Annotated in this window: 21 protein-coding genes; 5 read left to right on the top strand and 16 right to left on the bottom strand. The window is 70.5% G+C overall.

Features of this window, described 5'->3' with window-relative positions; translation table 11 throughout:
* The first annotated feature begins 152 nt into the window (after nucleotides 1-152).
* Nucleotides 153-1,712, top strand: coding sequence for a hypothetical protein (locus ACZ4FV_RS00565; protein WP_465321484.1), 1,560 nt, complete (start codon nucleotides 153-155; stop codon nucleotides 1,710-1,712).
* Nucleotides 1,713-1,891: 179 nt separating this feature from the next.
* On the opposite strand, the gene ACZ4FV_RS00560 is transcribed toward ACZ4FV_RS00565, so the two are convergent.
* Nucleotides 1,892-2,818, bottom strand: coding sequence for an LLM class F420-dependent oxidoreductase (locus ACZ4FV_RS00560; RefSeq protein WP_395859842.1), 927 nt, complete (start codon nucleotides 2,816-2,818; stop codon nucleotides 1,892-1,894).
* A 138-nt stretch (nucleotides 2,819-2,956) separates the two neighbouring features.
* Nucleotides 2,957-3,508, bottom strand: coding sequence for a hypothetical protein (locus ACZ4FV_RS00555; protein WP_395859843.1), 552 nt, complete (start codon nucleotides 3,506-3,508; stop codon nucleotides 2,957-2,959).
* A gap of 337 nt (nucleotides 3,509-3,845) precedes the next feature.
* On the opposite strand from ACZ4FV_RS00555, the gene ACZ4FV_RS00550 reads away from it, so the two are divergent.
* A complete protein-coding gene (locus tag ACZ4FV_RS00550; protein ID WP_402229342.1) occupies nucleotides 3,846-4,202 on the top strand; it encodes a hypothetical protein in 357 nt (118 codons plus the stop codon).
* A complete protein-coding gene (locus ACZ4FV_RS00545; protein WP_465321482.1) occupies nucleotides 4,199-5,536 on the top strand; it encodes a hypothetical protein in 1,338 nt (445 codons plus the stop codon). Before ACZ4FV_RS00550 ends, ACZ4FV_RS00545 begins: the two co-directional genes overlap by 4 nt.
* A gap of 203 nt (nucleotides 5,537-5,739) precedes the next feature.
* Here ACZ4FV_RS00545 and ACZ4FV_RS00540 read toward each other — a convergent pair whose 3' ends face one another.
* Nucleotides 5,740-7,110, bottom strand: a complete 1,371-nt coding sequence (locus ACZ4FV_RS00540; protein ID WP_402229346.1) for a class I SAM-dependent RNA methyltransferase — start codon at nucleotides 7,108-7,110, stop codon at nucleotides 5,740-5,742.
* Between the two features lie 222 nt (nucleotides 7,111-7,332).
* Nucleotides 7,333-9,456 carry an APC family permease gene (locus ACZ4FV_RS00535; RefSeq protein ID WP_395859847.1) on the bottom strand — a complete coding sequence of 708 codons (2,124 nt, stop codon included), beginning with the start codon at nucleotides 9,454-9,456 and terminating at the stop codon, nucleotides 7,333-7,335.
* Nucleotides 9,457-9,605: 149 nt separating this feature from the next.
* Between ACZ4FV_RS00535 and ACZ4FV_RS00530 the strand changes: the two genes are divergently transcribed.
* Together ACZ4FV_RS00530 and ACZ4FV_RS00525 are read left to right on the top strand one after the other, a co-directional pair.
* Nucleotides 9,606-10,268 carry a potassium channel family protein gene (locus ACZ4FV_RS00530; RefSeq protein ID WP_395859849.1) on the top strand — a complete coding sequence of 221 codons (663 nt, stop codon included), beginning with the start codon at nucleotides 9,606-9,608 and terminating at the stop codon, nucleotides 10,266-10,268.
* Nucleotides 10,268-10,924 (top strand): potassium channel family protein, encoded by a 657-nt coding sequence (locus tag ACZ4FV_RS00525; protein WP_078974936.1) that lies wholly within the window; start codon nucleotides 10,268-10,270, stop codon nucleotides 10,922-10,924. Before ACZ4FV_RS00530 ends, ACZ4FV_RS00525 begins: the two co-directional genes overlap by 1 nt.
* Before the next feature lie 24 nt (nucleotides 10,925-10,948).
* On the opposite strand, the gene ACZ4FV_RS00520 is transcribed toward ACZ4FV_RS00525, so the two are convergent.
* The 12 genes from ACZ4FV_RS00520 to ACZ4FV_RS00465 all read right to left on the bottom strand — a co-directional run bounded on the left by ACZ4FV_RS00520 (nucleotide 10,949) and on the right by ACZ4FV_RS00465 (nucleotide 24,344).
* Nucleotides 10,949-12,337, bottom strand: coding sequence for a hypothetical protein (locus tag ACZ4FV_RS00520; RefSeq protein WP_402229350.1), 1,389 nt, complete (start codon nucleotides 12,335-12,337; stop codon nucleotides 10,949-10,951).
* A gap of 398 nt (nucleotides 12,338-12,735) precedes the next feature.
* A complete protein-coding gene (locus ACZ4FV_RS00515; protein WP_465321479.1) occupies nucleotides 12,736-13,533 on the bottom strand; it encodes a DUF3159 domain-containing protein in 798 nt (265 codons plus the stop codon).
* 4 nt (nucleotides 13,534-13,537) lie between these two features.
* Nucleotides 13,538-13,939: an OB-fold nucleic acid binding domain-containing protein gene (locus tag ACZ4FV_RS00510; protein WP_395859852.1), complete on the bottom strand. Its 402-nt coding sequence runs from the start codon at nucleotides 13,937-13,939 to the stop codon at nucleotides 13,538-13,540.
* Nucleotides 13,940-14,054: 115 nt separating this feature from the next.
* Nucleotides 14,055-14,729 carry a response regulator gene (locus ACZ4FV_RS00505; RefSeq protein WP_078974940.1) on the bottom strand — a complete coding sequence of 225 codons (675 nt, stop codon included), beginning with the start codon at nucleotides 14,727-14,729 and terminating at the stop codon, nucleotides 14,055-14,057.
* Nucleotides 14,726-17,290: a DUF4118 domain-containing protein gene (locus tag ACZ4FV_RS00500; RefSeq protein WP_395859853.1), complete on the bottom strand. Its 2,565-nt coding sequence runs from the start codon at nucleotides 17,288-17,290 to the stop codon at nucleotides 14,726-14,728. The genes ACZ4FV_RS00505 and ACZ4FV_RS00500 overlap by 4 nt, the downstream gene beginning before the upstream one ends.
* A 79-nt stretch (nucleotides 17,291-17,369) precedes the next feature.
* Complete coding sequence (locus tag ACZ4FV_RS00495; RefSeq protein ID WP_465321478.1) at nucleotides 17,370-18,104, bottom strand: potassium-transporting ATPase subunit C; 735 nt, start codon at nucleotides 18,102-18,104, stop codon at nucleotides 17,370-17,372.
* 5 nt (nucleotides 18,105-18,109) lie between these two features.
* Nucleotides 18,110-20,224, bottom strand: a complete 2,115-nt coding sequence (kdpB, locus tag ACZ4FV_RS00490) for a potassium-transporting ATPase subunit KdpB (protein WP_465321477.1) — start codon at nucleotides 20,222-20,224, stop codon at nucleotides 18,110-18,112.
* A complete protein-coding gene (gene kdpA / locus ACZ4FV_RS00485) occupies nucleotides 20,221-21,885 on the bottom strand; it encodes a potassium-transporting ATPase subunit KdpA (RefSeq protein WP_395859856.1) in 1,665 nt (554 codons plus the stop codon). Before kdpA ends, kdpB begins: the two co-directional genes overlap by 4 nt.
* Nucleotides 21,886-21,975 carry a K(+)-transporting ATPase subunit F gene (gene kdpF / locus ACZ4FV_RS00480; protein ID WP_391581698.1) on the bottom strand — a complete coding sequence of 30 codons (90 nt, stop codon included), beginning with the start codon at nucleotides 21,973-21,975 and terminating at the stop codon, nucleotides 21,886-21,888. It lies immediately after the preceding gene.
* Nucleotides 21,976-22,418: 443 nt separating this feature from the next.
* Nucleotides 22,419-23,237, bottom strand: a complete 819-nt coding sequence (locus ACZ4FV_RS00475) for a DUF3710 domain-containing protein (RefSeq protein ID WP_395859857.1) — start codon at nucleotides 23,235-23,237, stop codon at nucleotides 22,419-22,421.
* Nucleotide 23,238: 1 nt separating this feature from the next.
* Complete coding sequence (dut, locus tag ACZ4FV_RS00470; protein WP_395859858.1) at nucleotides 23,239-23,766, bottom strand: dUTP diphosphatase; 528 nt, start codon at nucleotides 23,764-23,766, stop codon at nucleotides 23,239-23,241.
* Nucleotides 23,763-24,344: a PaaI family thioesterase gene (locus ACZ4FV_RS00465; RefSeq protein ID WP_395859859.1), complete on the bottom strand. Its 582-nt coding sequence runs from the start codon at nucleotides 24,342-24,344 to the stop codon at nucleotides 23,763-23,765. Before ACZ4FV_RS00465 ends, dut begins: the two co-directional genes overlap by 4 nt.
* Nucleotides 24,345-24,388: the final 44 nt, after the last annotated feature.

Genomic DNA, 24,388 nt, shown 5'->3' with positions numbered 1-24,388 from the left:
GGTGACAACGCCTTGGGCCGCCGGGATTCTCCCGGTGGCCCACTTGCGATCCGTCCCCGTTTTCCTTTCTTCTCAACGGAGTTGACCAGATGAGCCTAAGACTCGCGCGCGTGCTGGCATCGTGCGGAGCCGGGCTGCTCGTAATGTCGGCCATGCCGACGCTCGCGGCGGCAGCCGACTCCGGCTCCCCGACACCGACGATCATCGTCGCTCCGGGCACCGGCAAGATCGATACCAAGGTCACGATGAAGGCGACGGTGCCCTGCGCGGAACCGGCCGTCAACTTCCGGTGGACCGTGTCCGGGGGCACGCTCACGACGCCGCGTCTGATCGGTGGCGAGACGGGCGATCCGCTTCCCGCCGATCGCATCCCCGACCGCACCGCACCGATCCGGTTGTTCCTGGCGGCGACCGATCTCACGGGCACCTTCAAGATGACCGCGCAGTGTGTCAGCGAACTCGGCGAGTTGCTGAGTGAACCCGCGTCGGTCGACATCACCACGGCGGACGGACCGGACGGCAAGACGTGGAGCGTGGCCGCTCCGCCCACCTCCGAGCCGCCGACCACCGCGCCGCCGACGACGACGCCACCGACCGGTGAGGACGAGACGCTCGTTCTCGATCCCACGAGTGGTGAGTTGGGGGCACGGGCGAGCATCACCGCCGCGAAGGCGTGTCCTCAGGCAGCGACCAAGTTCCTGTTCATCATGACTCCTCCCGGGGGCGGCTCCGAGATTCGCATCGGCGGATTCTCCCCACAGCCGCTGCCGGCGGACCGCAAGCCGGCGATTACGCCGAAGCCGATCAACCCGAACGGGGCGGCCGGTGACTACCGCGTCCGGGCCCAGTGCCTGGATGACGCCGGCACGGTCGTGGCGAACGACCTCGCGCGGGTCAACCTGAAGCTCGAGGGGACCACCTGGAAGGTGGTGGCCACGGTCGTCCCGACCGTGGGCTTCGACGAAGAGATCAAGATTCCCGACGCGGCGGGCGTCGAGGTCAACTACTCGCTCTCGTTGACGAACTTCCCCGCGAGCGTCCCGTTCAAGGCCACGGTCACCAAGAAGAACGACACGACCTTCCCTTCGGTCGAGCTGGCCTCGGACCGGACGGACGCACAAGGTCTCTACACCGCGGTCCGCTCCATCTTCCCGCGGACCGGGGCCACGTGGACCGACGGCGACTACATCCTGACGGTCACCGCGTCCGAGACCGGGCCCAAGGTCGAACGGCCCTTCAAGATCACGCTCGTGCACGCCGGAGCCACCAACGGATCGACGACCGGCACCACGACGGGCACCACCACCGGGACCACCACGGGCACCACGGCCGGAACGACGACGGGCACCACGACCGGCACGACCACCGGGACCACCACCGGCACCACGGCCGGTGACACCACCGGAACCACCACGGGTACCACCACGGGCACCACGACCGGAACGACGACGGGCACCACGACCGGCACGACCACCGGGACCGCCTCCGGCACCAGTTCCGGCACCTCCGCCGGCAGCGGCAACGGGGGCGGCGGCGGTAGCCTCGCGCGCACCGGAAGCCTGCTGGACCCGCGCCTGCTCGGCACCGCCGGCGGCACGCTCCTGATGATCGGCGGCGTCATGTGGTACCGCGCACGCGGCACCCGCAGCGCGCTGCTCGCGGGCAGCGGCACCTTCGGCGACGGCGACGAGGACACTCCCGCGACCGCCTGACACCGAGGGAACACACCGAACGGCCGCCCGCTGTGGCACCGGGGGCGGTGGGGTGAGAAGAGGGGCTCTGTCGCAGCGCACGGGCTGCGACAGGGCCCTTTCCCGTTCCTGTTCCCGGGCCTGCCGGTCTCCCGGATCTCCCGGGTTCCCCTGGCATCCCGTTCGCCCTCGGCTCGCCGTCAGCCGCCGAGCTGGGTCATCACCTCCGAAGCGATCAACTCCAGGTGGTCCAGGTCGTCCAGGTCCAGGATCTGGAAGTAGATCCGGGTCGAACCGATCTCGGCGAACCGGCCGATCCTGTCGACCACTTCGCCCGGTGAACCGGCGAGGCCGTTCTCCCGGAGCTCGGCGGGTTCGCGGCCGATCGCCGCGGCACGCCGGGCCACCTCGGCGTCGTCCTTGCCCACGCAGGCCACCAGCGCGTTCGAGAAGACCATGTCCTCCGCCTTGCGACCGTGCTCGGTCAGTGCGCCCCGGACCCGCTCGAACTGCTGCGCGCTGGTGTCCACCGACCCGAACGGGACGTTGAACTCGTTCGCGAAGCGGGCGGCCAGGGCAGGCGTGCGCTTGGCGCCGAAGCCGCCGATCAGGATCGGCGGGTGCGGGTGCTGCGCGGGCTTGGGCAGCGCGGGCGAGTCGGCCAGGGAGTAGTGCCGCCCGTCGTAGCGGAAGGTGTCGCCGACCGGGGTGTCCCAGAGCCCGGTCAGGATGTCCAACTGCTCCTCGAGCCGCCCGAACCTCTCGCGCGGAAACGGGATCCCGTACGCGGTGTGCTCCTGTTCGAACCAGCCCGCGCCGATGCCCAGTTCGACCCGGCCCCCGGACATCGCGTCGACCTGCGCAACCTGGATCGCGAGCACGCCGGGTAGGCGGAAGGTCGCCGCCGTCATCAGCGTGCCCAGTCGGATGCGCTTGGTTTCCCGGGCCAGTCCGGCCAGGGTGATCCACGCGTCGGTGGGACCGGGCAGGCCGTCGCCGCTCATGTGCAGGTAGTGGTCCGAGCGGAAGAAGGCCCCGAAGCCGAGGTCTTCGGTGGCCTTGGCCACGGTCAACAGCGTGTCGTAGGTCGCGCCTTGCTGAGGTTCGGTGAAGATTCGAAGATCCATACGGCCATCCTCTCCCGAGCGCGCGACTCGCACGGGAGCCGGCCACGCGCAGCACACGGAGGCCGAGCAGGCGCACTACACGCGCCCCGAGCGAACGCACCGCACGGAACCGGTGCGGGCCCGGCACGCGCGACGCGATCACGCGAGCCGCGCGGGGAAGGGCACCACATGCGCCGAACCGCGCCGCCGGCGTTGCGGGATCGCGGGGGCGTGCCGATGCGGTCGGCCCGACCAGGTCGCGGTCTCCTCGGCCGCGCGCAGCCGGACCAGATTGCGGAAGACGATCGCCCAGGCCGCCGCGCAGGCCCGGCGCTCGGCGGGCTCCAGCCGCGCCCAGTCCCCGCAGGGGTTGTCCGCCACTCCTTGCCGAGCCAGGAGCGTGAGCACCTTGGCCACTCGCCCGAGCACTCGGGCGGCCCCCGCGATCGGCACACTCGCCGGATCGCCGCCGGGCAACGGAACCACCGTGTCGGCGTCGGGACCCACGATCCGGGCGACGATCTCCCGGGCGTCGCCGAGTTCGTCGGCGACCCGACACAGGCAGCCACCCCGGTCCGGCTTGCCGCTCCAGGCGTGCACCACCTCCTGCACGGTGTGCAGCGCGAGGGCGACGGCGGCCAGCGCGCGTGGCGTGGAATCGACGGTGGCCAGTTCGTCGTCCAGTTCGGCGAAGGTCTGAATGGTGTGCATGATCGCTCCCTCGTGCGGTGCTCGTCCGGCTCGCCTGCTGTCGGTCCGGTGTGTTCACGACGCCTCCAGGTTGCGCCCGAGGAGCGGACGAATCGCCCGTCACCGAACAATCTGTGGACAACCAAGCGGATTTCGGGGCGGTTTCACCCTCCGGAGTGAAGTACTTCCCCGGTTGTCCACAGGACGTCGGCACGCAGAGTGACCGTGTGCCAACCTGATCGTTTCCCGGGAGGGCGCCTCGATCGATTCCCGACCGAGCACCGCGTTCCGGCCGGCCCCCGCCCGAGGCGACCGGCGATCGAGCACACGGCACGAACACACATCAGGGGGTGGTGGCATGTCCCGCACCGACGGCGACGGCGCGGCGGGCTACACCGTCGACACCGGCGAACTGCACGGTCTGGTCCGACGCTTGCACAACATCGGCACCGACTACCTCGCGCGCGGCTGCTTCGCCGAGCCCGCCCGGGTCGCGGCCGACACCGCACTAAGCACCGACGCCCTCGGCTCGCTCCCGGGCGCCGCCGAGCTGAGCGACCGGCACCGCCGCGCCTCGGCCCGGATGGTGGACCTCCTGACCGGGATCCGCGCGGAGTTGGCCGCGACCCGGGTCGAACTCGGCCGCACCGCCGACCGGTTCACCGACGCCGAGGCCGAGGTCGGCACACTGCTGCGCACGGTGGCGCCGCGATGACCGCCCCCGACGCCGTGGAAGCGTACGCGGCGATCCACGCGGCCCGACCCGGTGCGGTCGGCGCCGCGGCCGACGGTTGGCGCCTGGCCGCCGCCCGGCTGGCCGAACTGCGGGACGCGCTCGCCGAGACCGCCCGGCACGGCACGCGGATCTGGACCGGCGGCGGCGCCGAGCGATTCACCGCCCGCTGCCACGCCTTGGCCGACGTCGCCGATCGACTCGCCGCCCAGGGCGCCGCCTTGCACGAGCACCTCGGCGCGGCGGCCCAGGCCCTGGCCCAGGCCCAGGAGCACGCGTCCGACCCGACGGCCGCGCGAGCCGCCGCCACGCGCCTGGAGGACGTGTATCGCGACCTCGGCGACCGCCTGTGCGCCCTGCCCGACCCACCGAGCCCCGCCGAAGCACCGAAACCCACACCATCGAGCGCGGCCACGACCACCGACATCACCGACCAGACCCCACCCCGCCCATGTACACCGGCCACCACCCCGGCCGCCACCGATCCCGCTACTCCCGATCCCGCTACTCCGGACCTCACTACTCCCGAACCCACCAGCAGCGACCCCACCACCCCCGCAGCCGACTCCACCCCGACAGCCGCGCCGGACGAGACCGCGCCCCCACCACCCGCCGCTACGACGGCCTCGTGCGAGCCTCCCGAGCCTCCGACTCCCGAGGCCCCCTCGACGCTCCCGCCGACCACAACGACCTCGACGACCTCGACGACCTCGACGACCTCGACGACCACACCGTCTCCGCCACCCCCGCCGACCACTCCATTGACCACCTGCATGGCCACCACGACGCCGCCCCCACCACCGCCCGACCTCCCGCCCCCACCCGCGCCGGTGTCCGCGTCCGCTCCGCCCCTCCCGCCACCCCCGAGCACCTGCGCCGCACCCCCATACCCGACCACCCCACCGGCCCAGCCCGTCGTCGGCACCCCACTGCCCCACGAGCCCCGCCCGGTGCGCCCGTCCGGAATCGGCCCACACCTCCAACACACCGCACCATCACCCTCGGCCCCGATCGCCCCGGTGACCGGCATCCGGGTCGCACCCGGCCTACACGGCGACGGCAGCGGCAACAACGACGGCTCGACGGCCACCCACGACGCCGCGCACTCCGACCTCGTCCCCGACCTCGTCGGCGGCACCGCTCGCAACGGCACCCCCGCCATCCCCACGTCCCCCACGTGGGTGACCGCCCCCACCACAGCGGGCACCCCCGCCACCCCAACCCCCCGCACCCGCCCCGGCACCCGCTACGCAACCCACCCGGCCGAAGACTGGTGGACCACCCCGCCACCGCCCCAGGCACCGGCCCCGGCCTAACCCGGCCCCATCCCAACTCAACCCAACCCGGCAGCCCCGAACCCGAACACACGAAAGGGCCGCCCCGACCAAGCCGGGACGGCCCTTCACCAAACACACCTACACCTACACCTATCTACCTACTACCAACGCCTACACCCACACACCCATACACCCATACACCCGCACACACCCACAACCAACCCCCACCACCCCACGGCCGATCACCGCCGCCCGCGCCCACCGTCCCGCTTGACCGCACGCGGCGCCGGCTCCAGGATCGCCACCGACTCCACATGATGCGTATTGGGGAACAAATCGAACGACCGCACCGACCGCAGCTTGAACCCGACACCCGCGAAGTACGCCACGTCGCGCGCCAGCGCCGCCGGGTCGCAGGCCACATACGCGACCCGTCGCGGCGTCAGCCGCGCGATCCGCTCGACGACCGCCTTGCCCGCACCCGCGCGCGGCGGGTCCAGCACCACGATGTCGGCCCGGCGCAGGAAGCCCGGTCGGCTCAGCACCTTCTCCACCGTGCCGGTCTCGAACCGCGCGCCCGGCACGTCCCGAAGGTTGTGGATCGCGTCCTCGACCGCCTGCTTGGAGCTCTCGATCCCGATGATCGTGTCGCTGTCCGCGAGCCGCTCGGAGATCGCGCCCGCGAACAGGCCGACGCCGCAGTACAGGTCGAGTGCCAGGTCGCCCGGTCGCGGCTCCAGCCCTTCCACCACGGCCTGCACGAGCACGTCGGCCGCGGCCGGGTGTACCTGCCAGAAGCCGCCCGCCGAGACCTTCCAGGTCCGTCCCGCGGCCACCTCGCGCACCGCCGGTCGGCCGTGCACCTTGCGTACCCGGCCCTTGTCGTCGGCCCGGAACACCGACACCGCGCGGTTCAGCTCGACGATCGGCATCCGCCCGTCCGCACCCTCGGCGGGCACCACGGTGACCGCGCGGTCCAGCGAGCCGGTCGCCGAGACCGCCTCGACCGAGGCGACGCCGGGCCACTCGTGCGCCTCGATGCCCAGTTCCTCGACGCCGGGCGCCGCGATCGGGCAGGAGTCGATCGGCTGCACGTCGTGCGAGCGGTGCTTGCGCAGCCCCGCGCGGCCGGTCGCCGGGTCCACGGTGAACTGCACGCGCGTTCGCCAACCGAGGCCCTCGGGCATCCCGGGCGGGCTGTCCACGCCCTCGACCTCGACGTGTACGTCGACCTTGCCCAGCCGCAACAACTGCTCGGCCACCACGTCCGCCTTGAGCCGGCGCTGCGCGGCGGGCGTGGCGTGCTGCCAGTCGCAGCCGCCGCACATACCGGGGCCGGCCACCGGGCACGCGGGGGTGATCCGGTCCGGCGAAGCGGCCAGCACCTCGACCACGTCACCACGCAGGAAGCGCGACGTGGGCCCGCCATCGGTGATCTCCACGACGGCCCGCTCGCCCGGGAGCCCGTGCCGGACGAAGATGACGCGGCCCTCGTGGCGGGCCACGCAGTGCCCACCGTGAGCGACCGGGCCGATCTCGACCTCGTACCGCTCACCCCGCAGGGACTGGTCCGATTCGGGGGTGGTCGATCCGACAGGCACGGCACTCCTCATACAGCTCAGCTCGCACAGACATCGACAAGAGTTTCGGTGATCCCTCGGCCGGCGGCGCCTGACGGCGACGCCCGGGGACGACACGACGACACAAAGAAAGCGCCTCACGGCGGTGGGCGCGGTTCCAGGGTAGTCCCTACCCGAAGAACCCGCGCCCACCGTCGTGCCCCACACCCATGCCCCACGCCCATGCCCCGAATCAACCGGCCCGCACGAGCCGACTCAGGAACCCGACCCCGATCCCGACTCCCCCGCCGACCCGCCCGACCCGCCCGCTCCGCCCGACCCGCCCGACTTGGTCGGTCCGCCCGACTTGCTCGTTCCGCCCGACCCCCGCCGACCGTCCCCGGCGCGCGGCGTGCGCGCCGGTCCACGCCGTACCGAACCGGGGGCGACCCACGCCTTCGGCTCCTTGAGCCGCTCGGACGACTCCAACTGCCACGGCACCGATGTCACCATGACCCCCGGCGTGAACAGCAGTCGGCCCTTGAGTCGCAGCGCGCTCTGGTTGTGCAGGATCTGCTCGTACCAGCGCCCGACCACGTACTCGGGGATGTACACGTTCACCACGTCGCGCGGGCTGGACCGGCGCACCGACTTCACGTACTCGATCACCGGTCGGGTGATCTCGCGATACGGCGAGTCGAGCACCTTGAGCGGCACCTCTATCCCGCGCTCGTCCCACTCCCGCCGCAGCGCCTCGGTCTCGGCCGGGTCGACGTTGACGGTGACCGCCTCGACCACGTTGGGCCGCGAGTAGCGCGCGTACGCCAGGGCCCGCAGCGACGGCTTGTGCAGCTTGGACACCAGCACGATCGCGTGCACGCGCGAGGGCAGCTTGGTGTCGTCGATCTCGACCGCCGCGAGTTCGGCGGCGACCCGGTCGTAGTGCCGGCGGATCTGCTTCATCAGCAGGAACAGCACGCCCATCGCCGCGATCGCGATCCAGGCCCCCTGGGCGAACTTGGTCACCAGCACGATCACCAGCACCGTGCCGGTCATGAACAGACCGAACGCGTTGATCACCCGGCTGCGCATCATCCGACCGCGCGCGGCCGGCTCGGTCTCGGTCTTCAGGTGCCGGGTCCAGTGCCGGATCATGCCCGCCTGGCTCATCGTGAAGGACACGAAGACGCCGACGACGTAGAGCTGGATCAGCTTGGTGGGCTCGGCGTCGAAGGCGATGATCAGCACGATCGCGAACGCGGCCAGCATGATGATGCCGTTGCTGAAGGCGAGCCGGTCGCCGCGCGTGTGCAGTTGCCGGGGCAGGTAGCGGTCCTGGGCCAGGATCGAGCCGAGTACCGGGAAGCCGTTGAACGCGGTGTTCGCGGCCAGGATCAGGATCAGACCGGTGACCGCGAGCACGAGGTAGAACAGCGGCGACGCGAACGTGCCGCCGAAGACCGCGTCGGCGACCTGGGCCACCACGGTCTTCTGCTCGTAGTCGGCGGGCGCCCCCTGGATCTGACTGGCCGGGTCCTCCGCGAACCGCACCTTCGTCATGTTCGCCAGCGCCAGCATGCCCATCAGCATGGTCACCGAGATGGTGCCCATCAGCAGCAGCGTGGAGGCCGCGTTCTTGCTCTTGGGCTTGCGGAAGGCCGGTACGCCGTTGCTGATCGCCTCGACACCGGTCAGCGCCGCACAACCGGAGGAGAAGGTACGCAGCAGCAGGAACACGAGCGCGAAGCCGCTGAAGCTGTCCTCGGCCTCGATGTGGAACCCGGCGCTCTCGGCCTCCATGTCCGCGCCGGTGGCGCCGCGGATCAGGCCGAACAGGGTCATCCCCAGGATGGCGGCCATGAACGCGTAGGTGGGAACCGCGAAGAGCTTGCCCGACTCGCGGACGCCGCGCAGGTTCATCGCCATCAGCAGCAGCACCAGACCGACCGCCAACAGCACCTTGTGTGATTGCAACGCGGGCACCGCGGAGGCCATGTTCGCCACCCCGGAGGAGACCGACACCGCCACCGTCAGCACGTAGTCGACGAGCAGCGCGCTGCCGACCGTCAAACCGGCGTTGGGACCCAGGTTGACGCTCGCGACCTCGTAGTCACCGCCGCCGCTGGGGTAGGCGTGCACGTTCTGGCGGTAGGAGGCGACGACGGTCAGCATGACCACGACGACGGCCAGACCGACCTTCCACGAGAAGTGGTAGGTCGCCATTCCCGCCATGGAAAGGGTGAGCAGAATCTCGTCCGGCGCGTAGGCGACGGAGGACAGTGCGTCGGAGGCGAAAATGGGCAACGCGATGCGCTTCGGCAGGAGCGTCTCGGACAGCTTGTCGCTGCGCAGGGCTCGGCCGACAAGGATGCGTTTGGACAGATCGGTCAGTCTTGACACGCAGGTGATCGTAAGCCCATCGACTTTCGCCGGGCCGGGGGCATGCCGCAAGGCTCCCACGTGTAACGTCTCGGCGAGGTCTGCCACCCTGGTAACACCACAAACGAGCATCAGACCGGGCACAACGGACCAAATCCGGAAGGACGGCCGTGCACATCGTCATCATGGGCTGCGGGCGCGTGGGATCCACGCTGGCCCAGACGCTCGAGGAGCTGGGGCATTCGGTGGCCGTCATCGACCGCGATCCCTCGGCGTTCCGCCGGCTGGGGTCGCACTTCTCCGGCCGCCGGATCAAGGGCATCGGTTTCGACCAGGACACCCTGCGCGAGGCCGGTATAGAAGAGGCCGGCGCGTTCGCGGCGGTCAGCAGCGGTGACAACTCGAACATCATCGCGGCGCGGGTAGCCCGCGAGACGTTCGGCGTGGAGAACGTGGCCGCGCGAATCTATGACCCTCGGCGCGCCGAGGTGTACGAACGCCTGGGCATCCCGACGGTGGCCACGGTCCGCTGGACCGCGGACCAGATGTTGCGCCGGCTGCTGCCCAGCGGCGCCGAGCCGCTGTGGCGCGACCCGTCCGGGAGCGTGCAGCTTGCCGAGGTGCACGTGAACTCGACGTGGGTGGGTCACCGGATCACCCGGCTCGAACAGGCGTCGGGCGCGCGCGTCGCTTTCATCACCCGTTTGGGCGAAGGCATCCTGCCGACCTCCGAGAGCGTGATCCAGGAGGGCGACCTCGTGCACGTGGTCATGCACCAGGCGGATGTGGCCGCCGTCGAGGCGGCCTTCGAGAAAGCGCCGGAGGAGAGCTGATGCGGGTCGCAATCGCGGGCGCGGGTGCGGTGGGTCGCTCGATCGCGGCCGAGTTGTTGGAGAACGGCCACGAGGTCCTGCTCGTCGACAAGGCACCGGACGCCATCAAGGTGGACAGCGTGCCGCAGGCCGAGTGGCTGCTCGCCGACGCGTGTGAGATCTCCTCGCTCGACGAGGCCGCGCTGCAGCGCTGCAACGTGGTGATCGCCGCGACCGGCGACGACAAGGTCAACCTGGTCGTCTCGCTGCTGGCGAAGACCGAGTACGGCGTCCCGCGTGTGGTCGCCCGGGTGAACAACCCGAAGAACGAGTGGCTGTTCAACGAGGCGTGGGGCGTGGACGTCGCGGTGTCCACGCCGCGCCTGATGTCGGCACTGGTCGAAGAGGCGGTCAGCGTCGGCGACCTGGTCCGCCTGATGCGGTTCAGCCAGGGTGACGCCAACCTGGTCGAGCTGACCCTTCCGGGCGACGCCGCCCTCGTCGGCACGCGCGTCGGTGACGTGGCGTGGCCCGAGGACACGGCGCTCGTGACGATCATCCGCGAGGGCCGGGTGCTGGTACCCGGCAAGGACGACTCGCTCGAGGCCGGCGACGAACTCTTGTTCGTCGCGGCGCCGCACCGCGAAGAGGAACTGGAGGAGCTGCTGTCGGCCTGACCGACGGCGCCCTCGAACGACGGCTCAGGCGGCGGCCAGGTCACCCATGACCTGGTCCGCCTCCTCGCTGAACGCGCGCGCGATCGGCTCCCTGCCGTACGGGCGCAGCCGCCTGCGGAAGTCCGCGAGGAAGTCGTTGCACTGCGCGGAGGACAGATTGCCCGCGATCCGCAACGCGTCGGTGGCCTTGAGACACGCCGCGTCCAGGTCGCCCTGGGCCAGGTGCGCCGCGGCCATGAAGGTGGTGTCCTGCGCACACCGGCGGGACGCGCCCGCTCGGCGCAGTTTGATCGACTCGCCCGCGAAGCCGTGGATCTTCTCCGGCAGGCCGAGGTCGCGATGGCTGTGCGCGAACTCGTGCTGGAGTTCCGACTCGTCGAAGTAGTTGCACCACGACGGGTCGTCCTCGATCGCGCCGGCCGCGTCCAGATGCCGCTCGGCGACCCCCATCGCCCGCTCGCACGCGCGCCGGTCGCCCATCGCCGCGTAGCCGCGCGCCTCCATCGCGGCCACGATCGCCCGCGCCCGTGGACCCAGCTTGTCGCCGGCCCCCTGATCGGCGGCCCGGGCCAGTTGCACCGCCTCCCAGCCGTGCCCCAGGTACACCGCCTGGCAGGCCATGTTGGCCATCACGTACGCCCCGTACGCCGGGTCGTCGGCCGCCTGCGCGAGCCGCAGCGCCTGGATGTGGTAGCGCTGGGCGAGCGCGTGCCGGCCGGAATCGAACGACAACCAGCCCGCCAGTTCGGTGAGTTCGGCGACCGCGCGGAACAACCGGCGACCCACTTCCTCGCCGTAGGAGCCGGCCAGCTTGGTGCGCGCGACGCCGTTGAGGTGGTTGACCACGGTGTCCCGCAGATCCCCGCCGCCTTGCGCGCGGTCGAGTCGACGAAAGGCCAGGACGGTCTGGTGGATGCGTAGTACGTCCGCGTCGCGCACGGTGGTGGGCCCGTGCGAGGTGAGTCTCTCGGGCTCACCCTCGGCCCGGGACGCGGTCGACCAGAACAACGCGGGAGCGGCGAACGCCCCCACGCCGAAGGCCGTGTTGGCCAGGAAAGTACGGCGGTTCATGTCTCTCTCCGACAATTCGGCCACGGCGTGTCTGACTTCGGCCGCGGTCCGGGCGACGTTCAGCCCGTCGAAGGAGTCGGGGGTCGGTGGCCGCCGGTCGCACAGCCCGAGGTCCGCGACCGTGAGTTCGCATCCCAGCCGTCGTCCGAGGGCCTCGGCCAACAGTTCGGGAATCGGCCAGCGCGGCTGGGCGCCTTCCAGCCAACGAGCCACCGAGGTGTGGCTGCACCCGAGGTGCAGGCCGCGCCGTTCGGCGACCGTGTTGACCCAGCGGGCCAGTTCGCGCCGGGAGAAACCGGCTTCCGCTACCAATGCGATGAGGTCACCGTTTCCGGCCACCATCCCCGCCTCCTTCGTCCACTGGAGGTCTAACGGGGACGCTAATGGCCCAGTTACGGGATCATGCGGGAACGGCTGATTGGACCGCACCTGGCCCAAATTCTCCGGAATCGACCGGGATGTGGTGCTCGAATGATCACTCCGATGATCAACTCGCGACCGCACCCGGTGCACGCCACACGGCTGCCCGGCACACGCCACACGGCTCGAATCATCGGTCGTCCCATGAACCGGAGCCCCTATCGCGCCGCGCAAAGACACGGATCCGATCGCCGGCGCGGAGCCACCTCTCGGTCGGCCCACGCCCGCCCCCGGGCCGCCCGACCCGCACCGGAACCGCACCGGAACCGCACCGGAACCGCGCAGGAGCCGCACCGGAACGCGAACCGCGCCCGCACCGCTCAATCCGCGACGCGGTCTTCCCGCCGCTCGTCGCGCTGCTCGACCACCGCCGACGCACCGCCGTCCACCGCGCCGCCACCCGCCGCGGACCGCTCGCCGACACCGTCCCCGTCGACCTCGTCGTCGTCGTCCTCGTCGACGACCCGCACCGGCGGCGGCGCCTTCGACATGATCAGCCAGGTGATGTAACAGACCACCAGGAACGGCGGCACGCCCAACGCGACCTTCGCGATGCCCAGCGCGGTGACGTTGCCGGACCAGTAGATCGGGATCTGGATCACGATCCGCAGCACGAACATGACGAACCAGACCCAGGTGGCCTTGCGGTACGCCGCGTACCGGCCCGGGTTCTGCCGCCAGGTGAAGTTCTCGCCCAGCGCCGGGCCGAGCACCACGCCGATGATCGGCCAGCGCACCAGGAGCGAGATCAGGTACGCGAGCGCGTAGCCGCCGGACAGCAGCATTCCGAACGCGTAGAAGTTCTCCGCCTTGCCGGACTTGACCGCGATCCAGCCGGCCAGCGCGACACCCAGGAAGCCACCGAGCGCGTGTTGCAGGGTCTCGCGACGCGCGATCCGCACCACGGCGAACGCCAGCGCGACGCCGCCCGCGGTCATCGCCGAGGTCCAGGTGGAGCGGCTGATCGTGTAGGCGATCACGAAGACCAGCCCCGGCACGGTCATGTCGATCATGCCGCGCACGCCACCGAAGGCGGCGATCATCGAGGCCGCGCTGTCGGTGGGGGCAGGCTGCTCGGCGGCCGAGTCGGAGGCGGGCTTTTCCATGTGGGCGGTCACTCGTTCACTCTCGGCCGACGGGGCGCAGCTCGTACCTGGGGTTGAACAGGACAGGCCGCCCCTGAGTGGTGCTCACCCGCCCGTGGGCGACCAACTGCCGCCCCGGCTCTATCCCGGCTATCCGCCGCCGACCGAGCCAGACCACCGACAACGCGGCCGAGCCGTCGTACAACTCGGCCTCCAGCGCGGGCACGCCCGCTCGCGGCCGAAACGTCACCGTCCGCAACGTGCCGCCGACCGTGATCAGATCCCGCTCGACCACGTCCACGATCTTGGTACAGCCGAGCCGCTGGGTGTCGTGCAGCAGCTCCTCGGCGTGCAATTCCTCATGGGTCGACGTCCACCGATCCAGCATTCGCCGCAATCGCCCGGACCGACGCTCCACCCCGGCTGCGCTACCACTCATGCCGGCAAGGGTACCGCCTAACCCACCGCCTCCCGCTGCCCGAAATCACCCGCCGACGGGCCCGACCCGCTCGGCCGAACCGACACCGGGACCGCACGCGGGCACAACGGACGCGCTAACCCTCGAACCGATACCCCATCCCCGGCTCGGTGAGCAGATGCCGCGGATGCGAAGGGTCGTGTTCCAGCTTGCGCCGCAACTGCGCCATGTAGACCCGCAGGTAGTTCGTCTCCGTCCCGTACTGCGGCCCCCACACCTCCTGCAGCAGCGCCCGCTGGCTGACCAACCGGCCCGCGTGCCGGACCAGCACCTCCAGCAGATGCCACTCGGTCGGCGTAAGCCGCACGTCGGCGCCGTCCCGGGAGACCCGCTTGGCCGCGAGGTCCACCGTGAACGAGTCGGTCACCACGACCGGCGCCTCCTCCTCGGGCACCGCACGCCGCACCGCCGCCCGCAGCCGCGCGAGCAACTCGTCCATCCCGAACGGCTTGGTCACGTAGTCGTCCGCGCCCGCGTCCAGCGCGGCCACCTTCTCCGCCGACGCGTGCCGCGCGGACAACACGATGATCGGGATCCGGGTCCAGCCGCGCAGTCCCTTGATCACCTCGACCCCGTCGATGTCCGGCAGGCCCAGGTCCAGCAGCACCACGTCCGGATGCCGGTCGGCGGCGGCGGTCAGCGCCGCCGTACCGTCCCCCGCGGTGTCCACGTCGTAGCCTCGTGCCTTGAGGTTGATGGCCAGGGCCCGCACGATCTGTGGCTCGTCGTCGACGACCAGGACCCGTGTCATCGTCGTTCCTCCAAAGTGGTTCGTTCCTCGGCCGCAGGGGTTCGCCCCTCGACCGCGCCCGCGGTGGGCGACCCGGCCGTCCGCAGCGCCAGCACCATCGTCAGCCCGCCGCCGGGGGTGTCCTCGGCCATCAACGTGCCGTCCATGGCCTCGGCGAAGCCGCGCGCGACGGCCAGGCCGAGTCCCACCCCATTGCCCTTCGGCGCGTCGCCCAAGCGTTGGAACGGCTCGAAGATCCGCTCCTTGGACTCGTCCGGCACACCCGGGCCGCGATCGGCGACCCGCAGCTCGACCAGACCCTTGAGCGCTCCCGCCGACACGTGCACCCGGCGGCCCTCGGGGTTGTGCTTGACCGCGTTCTCGATCACGTTGGCCAGCACCCGCTCCAGCAGCCCCGCGTCCGCGCACACCGCGGGCAGCGTCTCGGGGATGTCCAGCGCCACCCGGTCCTCGGCGACACCGGCCAGCGCGCCCGGCACCACCTCGTCCAGGCCGATGTCGCCCATCAGCGGGGTCACCGTCCCGGTCTGCAGCCGGCTCATGTCCAGCAGATTCCCGATCAGCGTGTCCAACCGGTCCGCGCCGAACTCGATCGCCGCCAACAGCTCGGCCTCGTCCTCCTCCGACCAGCTCACATCCTCGGCCCGCAGGCTGGACACACTGGCCTTGATCGTGGCCAGCGGCGTGCGCAGGTCGTGCGAGACCGCCGCCAGCAGCGCGGTGCGGATCCGGTTGCCCTCCTTGAGCCGGCGCGCCTGGGCCGCCTCGGCGACCAACTGCCGCCGCTCCAGCACCACCGCGGCCTGCGCGGCGAACGCGCCGAGCACCCGACGGTCCTCGGCGGGCAACACCCGGCCCGACAACGCCAACGCCAACGAGTCGGACACCGGCACGTCCACGTCCGCGTCCTCGGGCCGGACCGCCGGATGCGGCCCCACACTGCCCACGCACATCCACGGGCTGTGGTGCTCCTCGCGCTGGAGCAGCGCCACCGACTCCATCGCGAACGTCTCGCGCACCCGGTCCAACAACGCCGGCAGCGCCTGCTCGCCGCGCAGCACGCTGCCCGCCAAAAAGCTCAGCGTCTGCGCCTCGGCCTGACTTCGCGCGGCCTGATGAGTGCGTCTGGCCGCCAGGTCCACCACCGAGGCCACCGACAGCGCGACCAGCACGAAGATGCCCAACGCGAGCATGTTCTCCGGGTCGTCGATGGTCAGGTTGTGCAGCGGCGGGGTGAAGTAGTAGTTGAGCAGTATCGAGGACACCACGGCGGTCAACACCGACGCCCACAGCCCGCCGATCAGCGCGACCGCGACGGTGACCGTCAGGAACAGCAACATCTCGGTGGACAGGCCGTGACTGTCACGTGTCGCGTCCAGCGTGTACGTGAGCGCGGCCGGACCGATCACCGCCACCGCCCACGACGCGATCCGCCGCCCGCGTCCCAACGGCGAACGCAGCGGGCGCAGCACCCGCCCCACACCCGCGTGCTCGTGCGTGACGATGTGCGTGTCGATGTCGCCGGACTGCGCGGCGACGGTGGCGCCCACACCCGGGCCGAACAGGTACTGCCAGGGCTTGCGCCGGCTGCTGCCCAGCACTATCTGCGTCGCGTTCACCCCGCGCGCGAAGGACAGCAGCGCGGTGGGCACGTTCTCGCCGACCACCGAGTGGAAGGTGCCGCCGAGCGATTCGACCAGCGCGCGCTGCCTGGCCAGCGCCTCGGGCGAGGCGCCGGTGAGGCCGTCGCTGCGCGAGACGTACACCGCGAGCAGCTCGCCGCCGGAGCCGCGGGTGGCGATCCGCGCCGCCCGGCGCAGCAGCGTCTCGCCCTCCGGTCCGCCGGTGAGGCCGACCACGATCCGCTCCCGCGCCGGCCAGGTCGCGTCGATCTGGTGCTCGCTGCGGTACTGCTGGAGGTATTCGTCCACTCGGTCCGCGGTCCACAGCAGCGCGAGCTCGCGCAGCGCGGTCAGGTTGCCGACCCGGAAGTAATTGGACAACGCCGCGTCCACCTTCTCCGGCGCGTACACGTTGCCGTGCGCCATCCGCCGGCGCAGCGCCTCCGGCGCCATGTCGACCAGTTCGATCTGGTCGGCCCGGCGGGCCACCTCGTCCGGCACGGTCTCGCGCTGCGGGACGCCGGTGATCGACTCGACCACGTCGTTGAGCGATTCGAGGTGCTGCACGTTGACCGTGGAGATCACGTCGATGCCGGCGTCGAGGATCTCCTCGATGTCCTGCCAGCGCTTCTCGTTGCGCGAACCGGGCACGTTGGTGTGCGCCAGTTCGTCCACGAGGGCGATCCTGGGTCGCCGCGCGATGACGGCGTCCACGTCCATCTCGGTGAACGAGCCGCCTCGGTGGGTCATCTCCCGCCGGGGAACGACCTCCAGACCGACCAGTGCCTCCTCGGTGGTGGGCCGCCCGTGGCATTCCACGAAACCGACCACGACGTCGCTGCCGCGCCTGCGCCGACGTTGCCCTTCGCCCAACATCGCGTAGGTCTTGCCGACACCGGGCGCCGCACCGAGATAGATCCGGAGCTTGCCGCGTGCCATGTCACCCATTCTCTGCCGCGGGCCGGGGAGTGCCGACACCGGCACTCCCCGCCCCGTGCCCGCCATGACCGCGCCGGGGTCAGCCGGCGAGCCTGGCGAGCGCGATGTTGAGGTCGAGCACGTTCACCCGCTCCTGGCCGAGGAATCCGGCGTCGGGGCCGTCCACGTGCTTGTCCACCAATGCGCGCACCTCGGCCGCGCCCGGGCCGCCGCGCTCCTTGGCCACCCGTTCGACCTGGAGCAGGGCGTACGCCCTGGAGATGTGCGGGTCCAGGCCGGATCCGCTCGCGGTGACCGCGTCCACCGGCACCTTGTCCTCGCCCACGCCGTTGAATTTGGCGACCTGCGCCTTGCGGTCGGCGATGAGCTTGACGAAGACGGGGTTCTCGGGGCCGTAGTTGGACGCGCCCGAGGCCAGGCCGTCGTAGTTGGACGCCGACGGACGCGGCTGGAACCACTTGGGGTCGGGCAGCGTGCCCACCCCCTCGGCCTGCTCGGCGGTCAGCGCGCCGCCGCCTTGCAGGTAGGTGTAGCCCTCGCCGTCCGCCGTGGCGATCACCTCGCGACCGTCCGCGTCGAACTTGCGCGCGTTGCCCTGCGCGTCGACCAGGTCGAACGACTGGCCGATCAGGCCGGAGCCGACGTCCCTGCCGTGCACGCTCACCATCGATCCGTCGGCCTTGTCCTTGAAGAACGCCTGCGCGACGCCGGTCATGGACAGCGGGTACAGGATGCCCAGGATCACGGTGAGCACCAGGAAGGCCCGTAGGGACGCGCCGAGGACTCGGATGCGGGTACTGAAGTTGGAGGCCATCTGAATCAACCGATTCCGGGGATGAGCGAGACGAGCAGGTCGATGAGCTTGATCCCGACGAACGGGGCGATCAGGCCGCCGAGGCCGTAGATCCGCAGGTTGCGGCCGAGCAGCTTGTCGGCCGACATCGGCCGGTAGCGCACGCCGCGCAGTGCGAGCGGGATCAGCGCGACGATGATCAGGGCGTTGAAGACGACCGCCGAGATGATCGCCGACTCGGGGGTGGCGAGCTGCATGATGTTGAGCTTGTCCAGCGGGGCGAGCGCCTCGGCGCCCTTGATGCTCGCGAACATCGCCGGGATGATCGCGAAGTACTTCGCGACGTCGTTGGCGATCGAGAACGTGGTGAGCGCGCCTCGGGTGATCAGCAATTGCTTGCCGATCTCGACGATCTCGATCAGCTTGGTCGGGTTGGAGTCGAGGTCGACCATGTTCCCGGCCTCTTTGGCGGCCGAGGTGCCGGTGTTCATCGCCACGCCGACATCCGCCTGGGCCAGCGCCGGCGCGTCGTTGGTGCCGTCGCCGGTCATCGCGACCAGCTTGCCGCCCGCCTGCTCGCGCTTGATCAGCGCGAGCTTGTCCTCGGGGGTGGCCTCGGCCAGGAAGTCGTCGACGCCGGCCTCGTCCGCGATCGCCTTGGCGGTCAGCGGGTTGTCACCGGTGATCATCACCGTCCGGATGCCCATCCGGCGCAGTTCGTCGAAGCGCTCCCGCATGCCCTCCTTGACCACGTCCTTGAGGTGGATCACGCCCAGGACCCGGGCGCCGTCCACGTCCTCGACCGCGACCAGCAGGGGCGTGCCACCGGCGGCGGAGATGCCGTCGACGAGTTCGCCGGACCGGGCCGGCACGGCGCCGCCACGCTCGGCCACCCACGCGTTGATCGCGGAAGCGGCGCCCTTGCGCACCATCCGCACGCCGTTGTCGTCGGTCAGGTCGACGCCGGACATCCTGGTCTGCGCGGTGAAGGCGATCCACTCGGCTTGCGCCAATTCGCCCTGGTGCCGCTCGCGCAGCCCGTAGCGCTCCTTGGCCAGCACCACGATCGAGCGCCCCTCGGGGGTCTCGTCCGCGAGCGAGGACAACTGCGCGGCGTCGGCCAACTCGGCCTCGGTCACCCCGTCCACCGGGACGAACTCGGACGCCTGTCGGTTGCCCAGGGTGATCGTGCCGGTCTTGTCCAACAGCAGCGTCGACACGTCGCCCGCGGCCTCGACCGCGCGCCCCGACATCGCCAGCACGTTGCGCTGGACCAGGCGGTCCATGCCCGCGATGCCGATCGCGGACAGCAGCGCCCCGATGGTCGTCGGGATCAGGCAGACCAGCAGCGCGACCAGGATGATCATCGACTGCTCGGCGTGCGCGTACGTCGCGATCGGCTGCAGTGTGACGACCGCGAACAGGAAGACGATCGTCAGCGACGCGAGCAGGATGTTGAGCGCGATCTCGTTCGGCGTCTTCTGCCGGGCGGCGCCCTCGACGAGGGCGATCATCCGGTCGATGAAGGTCTTGCCGGGCTCGGTGGTGATCTTGACGACGATCCGGTCGGAGAGCACCTTGGTGCCGCCGGTCACCGCCGAGCGGTCGCCGCCGGACTCGCGGATCACGGGAGCGGACTCGCCGGTGATGGCCGACTCGTCCACGCTCGCGACACCGTCGACGACGTCGCCGTCGCCGGGGATGATGTCGCCGGCCTCGCACACCACGAGGTCGCCGATGGCCAGGTCGGTGGCCGCGACCCGCTCTTCCCCGCCGCCGACCACGCGTCGGGCGAACGTGTCGGTCTTGGCCTTGCGCAGCGTGTCCGCCTGCGCCTTGCCGCGTCCTTCGGCAACAGCCTCGGCCAGGTTGGCGAACACCACGGTCAGCCAGAGCCAGACGGTGACCACCCAGGCGAACACGCTCGGGTCCTTGATCGCCATGACGGTCGTGATGACCGACCCGATCTCGACCACGAACATGACCGGGGTACGGACCATGATCCGCGGGTCGAGCTTGAGCAGGGCTCCGGGCAGCGACTTGAGCAGTCGACGGGGTTCGAACAGGCCGGCCGAGACCCGGCCGGAGCCGGTGGGGGTGTCGACGTGTTCCTCGGTGGGGCGTATCGCGGTGTCTGTCATGCCAATCCCTCGGCAAGCGGCCCGAGAGCCAGGGCGGGGAAGAAGGTGAGGCCGGTGATGATCAGGATCACGCCGACGAGTTGACCCACGAACAGGGGCCGATGCGTCTGCAGGGTGCCCGCGCTGTCGGGGACGCTCTTTTGTTCGGCGAGTCGGCCGGCGAGGGCGAGCACGAGGCAGATCGGCACGAATCGGCCGATCAGCATGGCCAATCCGATCATCGTGTTGTAGAACTCGGTGTTCGCGCCGAGCCCGGCGAACGCGCTGCCGTTGTTGTTGGCGCCGGAGGTGAACGCGTACAGCACCTCGGAGATGCCGTGTGGCGAGTCGGAGTTGAGGATCGCCGCCTGTTCACCGGGCAGCGCGAGGGCGATCCCGGTGAAGGTCAGGATGGTGGCGGGCACCACGAGGATGTACATCGCGACCAGCTTCATCTCGCCGGCGCCGATCTTCTTGCCCAGGTATTCGGGCGTGCGGCCGACCATCAGGCCCGCCACGAAGACCGCCAGGATCGCCATGATCAGGATTCCGTACAGGCCCGATCCGACGCCGCCTGGCGTGATCTCGCCGAGCATCATGCCCAGCATGGTGATCCCGCCGCCGAGCCCGGTGAAGGACGAGTGGAACGAGTTGACCGCGCCGGTGGAGGTCATCGTGGTGGACACCGCGAAGACCGACGAGCCGGGGATGCCGAACCGCTGTTCCTTGCCCTCCATCGCACCGCCGGCCAGTTCCGGGGCGGCGCCGTTGCCGTGCGCCTCGGTCCACCACATCAGCAGGACGGCGACGAACCAGATCACGAACATCGCGGCGAGGATCGCGTAGCCCTGCTTGAGGCTGCCGACGAGGCGACCGAAGGTGCGGGGCATCGAGAACGGGATCACCAGGATCAGGAAGATCTCGAACACGTTGGTGAACGCGTTGGGATTCTCGAACGGGTGCGCCGAGTTGGCGTTGAAGAAGCCGCCGCCGTTGGTGCCGAGTTCCTTGATCACCTCCTGCGAGGCCACCGGACCGCCCGGAATGGTCTGCGTCCCGCCGGAGAGCGTCTGCACGGTGTGCGGGTCGGCCAGGTTCTGGATCGTGCCGGACGCGACCAGCACGATCGTGCCGATGATCGCGATCGGCAGCAGGATCCGGATCGAGCCGCGGATCAGGTCGACCCAGAAGTTGCCGATCTCGCCCGAGCGCACCCGGACGAAGCCGCGCACCAGCGCGATCGCCACGGCCATGCCCACGGCGGCCGACACGAAGTTCTGCACGGTCAGGCCGACCATCTGGACCGTGTGGCCCATCGCGGTCTCACCGGAGTAGGACTGCCAGTTCGTGTTCGCCGTGAAGGACGCGGCGGTGTTGAACGCCTGGTCCGGCGTGATCGGCTTCATCCCGAGGTCGAACGGCAGGTGGTCCTGGAACCGCTGGAGGGCGTACAGGCCCAGCAGCGAGAACATCGAGAACCCGAGCACGCTGCGCAGGTAGACGGTCCAGCGCTGCTCGGCGTCCGGGTCGGCGCCGATCAGCTTGTACAGGACGCGCTCACCGCGCAGGTGCCTGTCGCTGGAGTACACACGGGCCATGTAGTCGCCGAAGGGGCGATGTACCGCGGCCAGGACGGCTATCAGCAGGGACAGCTGGAGTATCCCCGCGAGCGTGACGCTCACCTAGAACCTCTCGGGGAAGATCAGGGCCAGGACCAGGTAGCCGAGCAGGGCGATGGCGACGCTCAGGCCGACGATGCCGTCCGCGTTCACAGCTTCGCCACCCCCTTGGCGATCACGACGACCAGCGCGAAGAACGCGATCGTCAGGACTACGAAGGCCAGATCAGCCATCGCGGGTGCTCCTTGGGACGGACAGGCGCTTGATCGCCCGTAAGGAGGACATTGATAGCACCTCCAAGCCGCCAAAAATCCCCATAAATAGGGCAAATCAGAAAGCGTTGGCGGCGTCCTGACGCGCCCATATGCCTTCTTGACGCGCCCTTGACATCAAGATTCGAAGCACCCGGAACCGGACACGCGCGCGGACCACCCGAAACCCGGGGCCGAACACGCGCACGGAGCGCCCGCGGCCGCGACCGGACACGCACGAAGCCCGACCCCGCCTCGCGGCGGGGTCGGGCTTCGGTGTCTGGTACGGGTCTTGCGGGCAAGGTGGGAGACGCCTTCGTGGGCGCCCCCGGGGCCGGTCGCGGCCTAGCGGACCTCGGTGATCTCCGGGCCGCGCTGGAACGGGTCCAGGTCACCCGCGAAGCGGTCCTCGTCGGCGCCCTGCTGCGGCACCGCGAGCCCGCTGTTCGGATCGACCTGGGCGTTCTCCGGCAGGCGCAGCAGGATCGGGTCGCGCGGCGCCATCGGTTCGTTGCCCCGGACCACGACGGTGTCGCGGAACATGGCCTCCAGGTCGGCACCGACGTTGGGATCCACCGCCGCCCGACCGGAGATCACGCCGCGCAGAAACCAGCGCGGCCCGTCACACCCGACGAAGCGCACCAACTGGTGGCCCTGGGTGCCGTCCGGAAGCTGGACCGGCACCTGGGCGCGCAGCTCCCACCCCAGGCCGGCGTCCTGCTCGTCCACGATGCCACCCTGCTGGGTGATCCCGGAGGCGATCTCGGCACGCACCTCGTGCCAGATGCTCTCGTTGCGCGGAGCGGCGAAGGCCTGGAGCTGGAGACCGCTGTCCTCGAGGACCACCGTGGCCGCGATGATCAGGTCGTTGGAGACCTCGACCCGCAGCTCCATCCGCGGGTCGCTGGGGATCAGCATCCCGCCGAGGTCGATGCGCTCCTCGTGCGGGTCCTCGAGCTCGTCGAAGTCCCACGGACCGTCCGGCCGGGGCGCGGGCGGGATCGGTCGGCTCAGCTCGTCGAGGTCCGAGTCGTCGGAGCCTTGCGCGGCCCCGTCGCTCGACGCCTCGTCGGCATCGCCCTCGTCATCGATGATGTCGTCGAGGTCTTCGTGCTCCTCGACGGGCAGATCATCCTTTTCGCTGCGTCGGCGACGACCGAACACGTCACAGTCCTTCCCTGTCGGAAGCCGAGTCTTGCACGATGCCCGCGCTGCCCGCCGCGACGGCGCTCGAAACGCCCATCGCCGCGTGCCCGCCGGTGGATCCGAAGCCGCCTTCGCCGCGCCCGGAACCGGGCAGCTCGGCGACCTCGTGGAACCCCGCTCGCTCGACCCGTTGGATCACGAGTTGGGCGATTCGGTCGCCGCGACGAAAAACGACCGGCGTACGCAGGTCGTGGTTGACCACGACAACCTTGATTTCGCCACGGTATCCCGCATCGACAGTGCCCGGGGCGTTCACCAGGGATACCCCGCACCGCACCGCGAGTCCCGAGCGCGGATGCACGAACGCGGCGTACCCGTCCGGGAGCGCGATGGCGATGCCCGTGGGCAGCACCATCCGCTCGCCGGGGGCGATCTCGGCGTCCTGCGCGGTCACCAGGTCCGCCCCCGCGTCGCCCGGGTGCTCGTACGCGGGCAGCGGAAGACCGGGGTCGAGCCGGCGCACCAGGATGTCCACACTCGTGCTCACGGGTTCACCTCGAACGCTCGGGCCGCCTTCATCAGGTCGGGGTTGTCCATGACGCGCTGTACGTCTTCCGCACGTCCATTGTCGACGAAGTGCGCGAGTCCGACGCTGACGAACAGCGCCGCGGCCTCGACCGCGATCGGCCCTTGCGGGGAGTCCAGCCGCCCGACCGCGCGCGAGTAGATCTTGCGGCCGGCCACCGCCTCGCACCACGCGTGGATGTACAGGGTGGACCCCACCGGCACCGGACGGCGGAAGTCCGTCTCCAGGTGCCCGGTCACCGCCGTGGTGTGCAGCATGTACCCGATCGCGCCGAGCGCCTCGTCGAACGCGCAGGTCAGCAGCCCGCCGTGGGCCAGGCCCGGGGCTCCTTGGTGCAGCGTGGTGACGGTGAACTCGGCGTCCACGGAGACGCCCTCGCCGGCGCGCGCGCGAATGCGCAGCCCGCCGGGGGCGGCCTCGCCGCAGCCGAAGCAGTCGCTGTAGTGCTCGCCCAGCTCGGTGCCGGGAGGAGGGGCGTCCGGGTGGGGCTGGGGCACCACCGCTTCCGGAGGCGGGGTCAGGGATGTTGGTCGACTCACGCCGAAGGACACTACCGTCGTTCCGACCGACACCTGCGCAGCGG

The organism is Embleya sp. NPDC025285, assembly GCF_055558835.1.
Note: the sequence above shows the minus strand (reverse complement) of the source record. Positions and strands in the feature narration are given on the sequence as shown.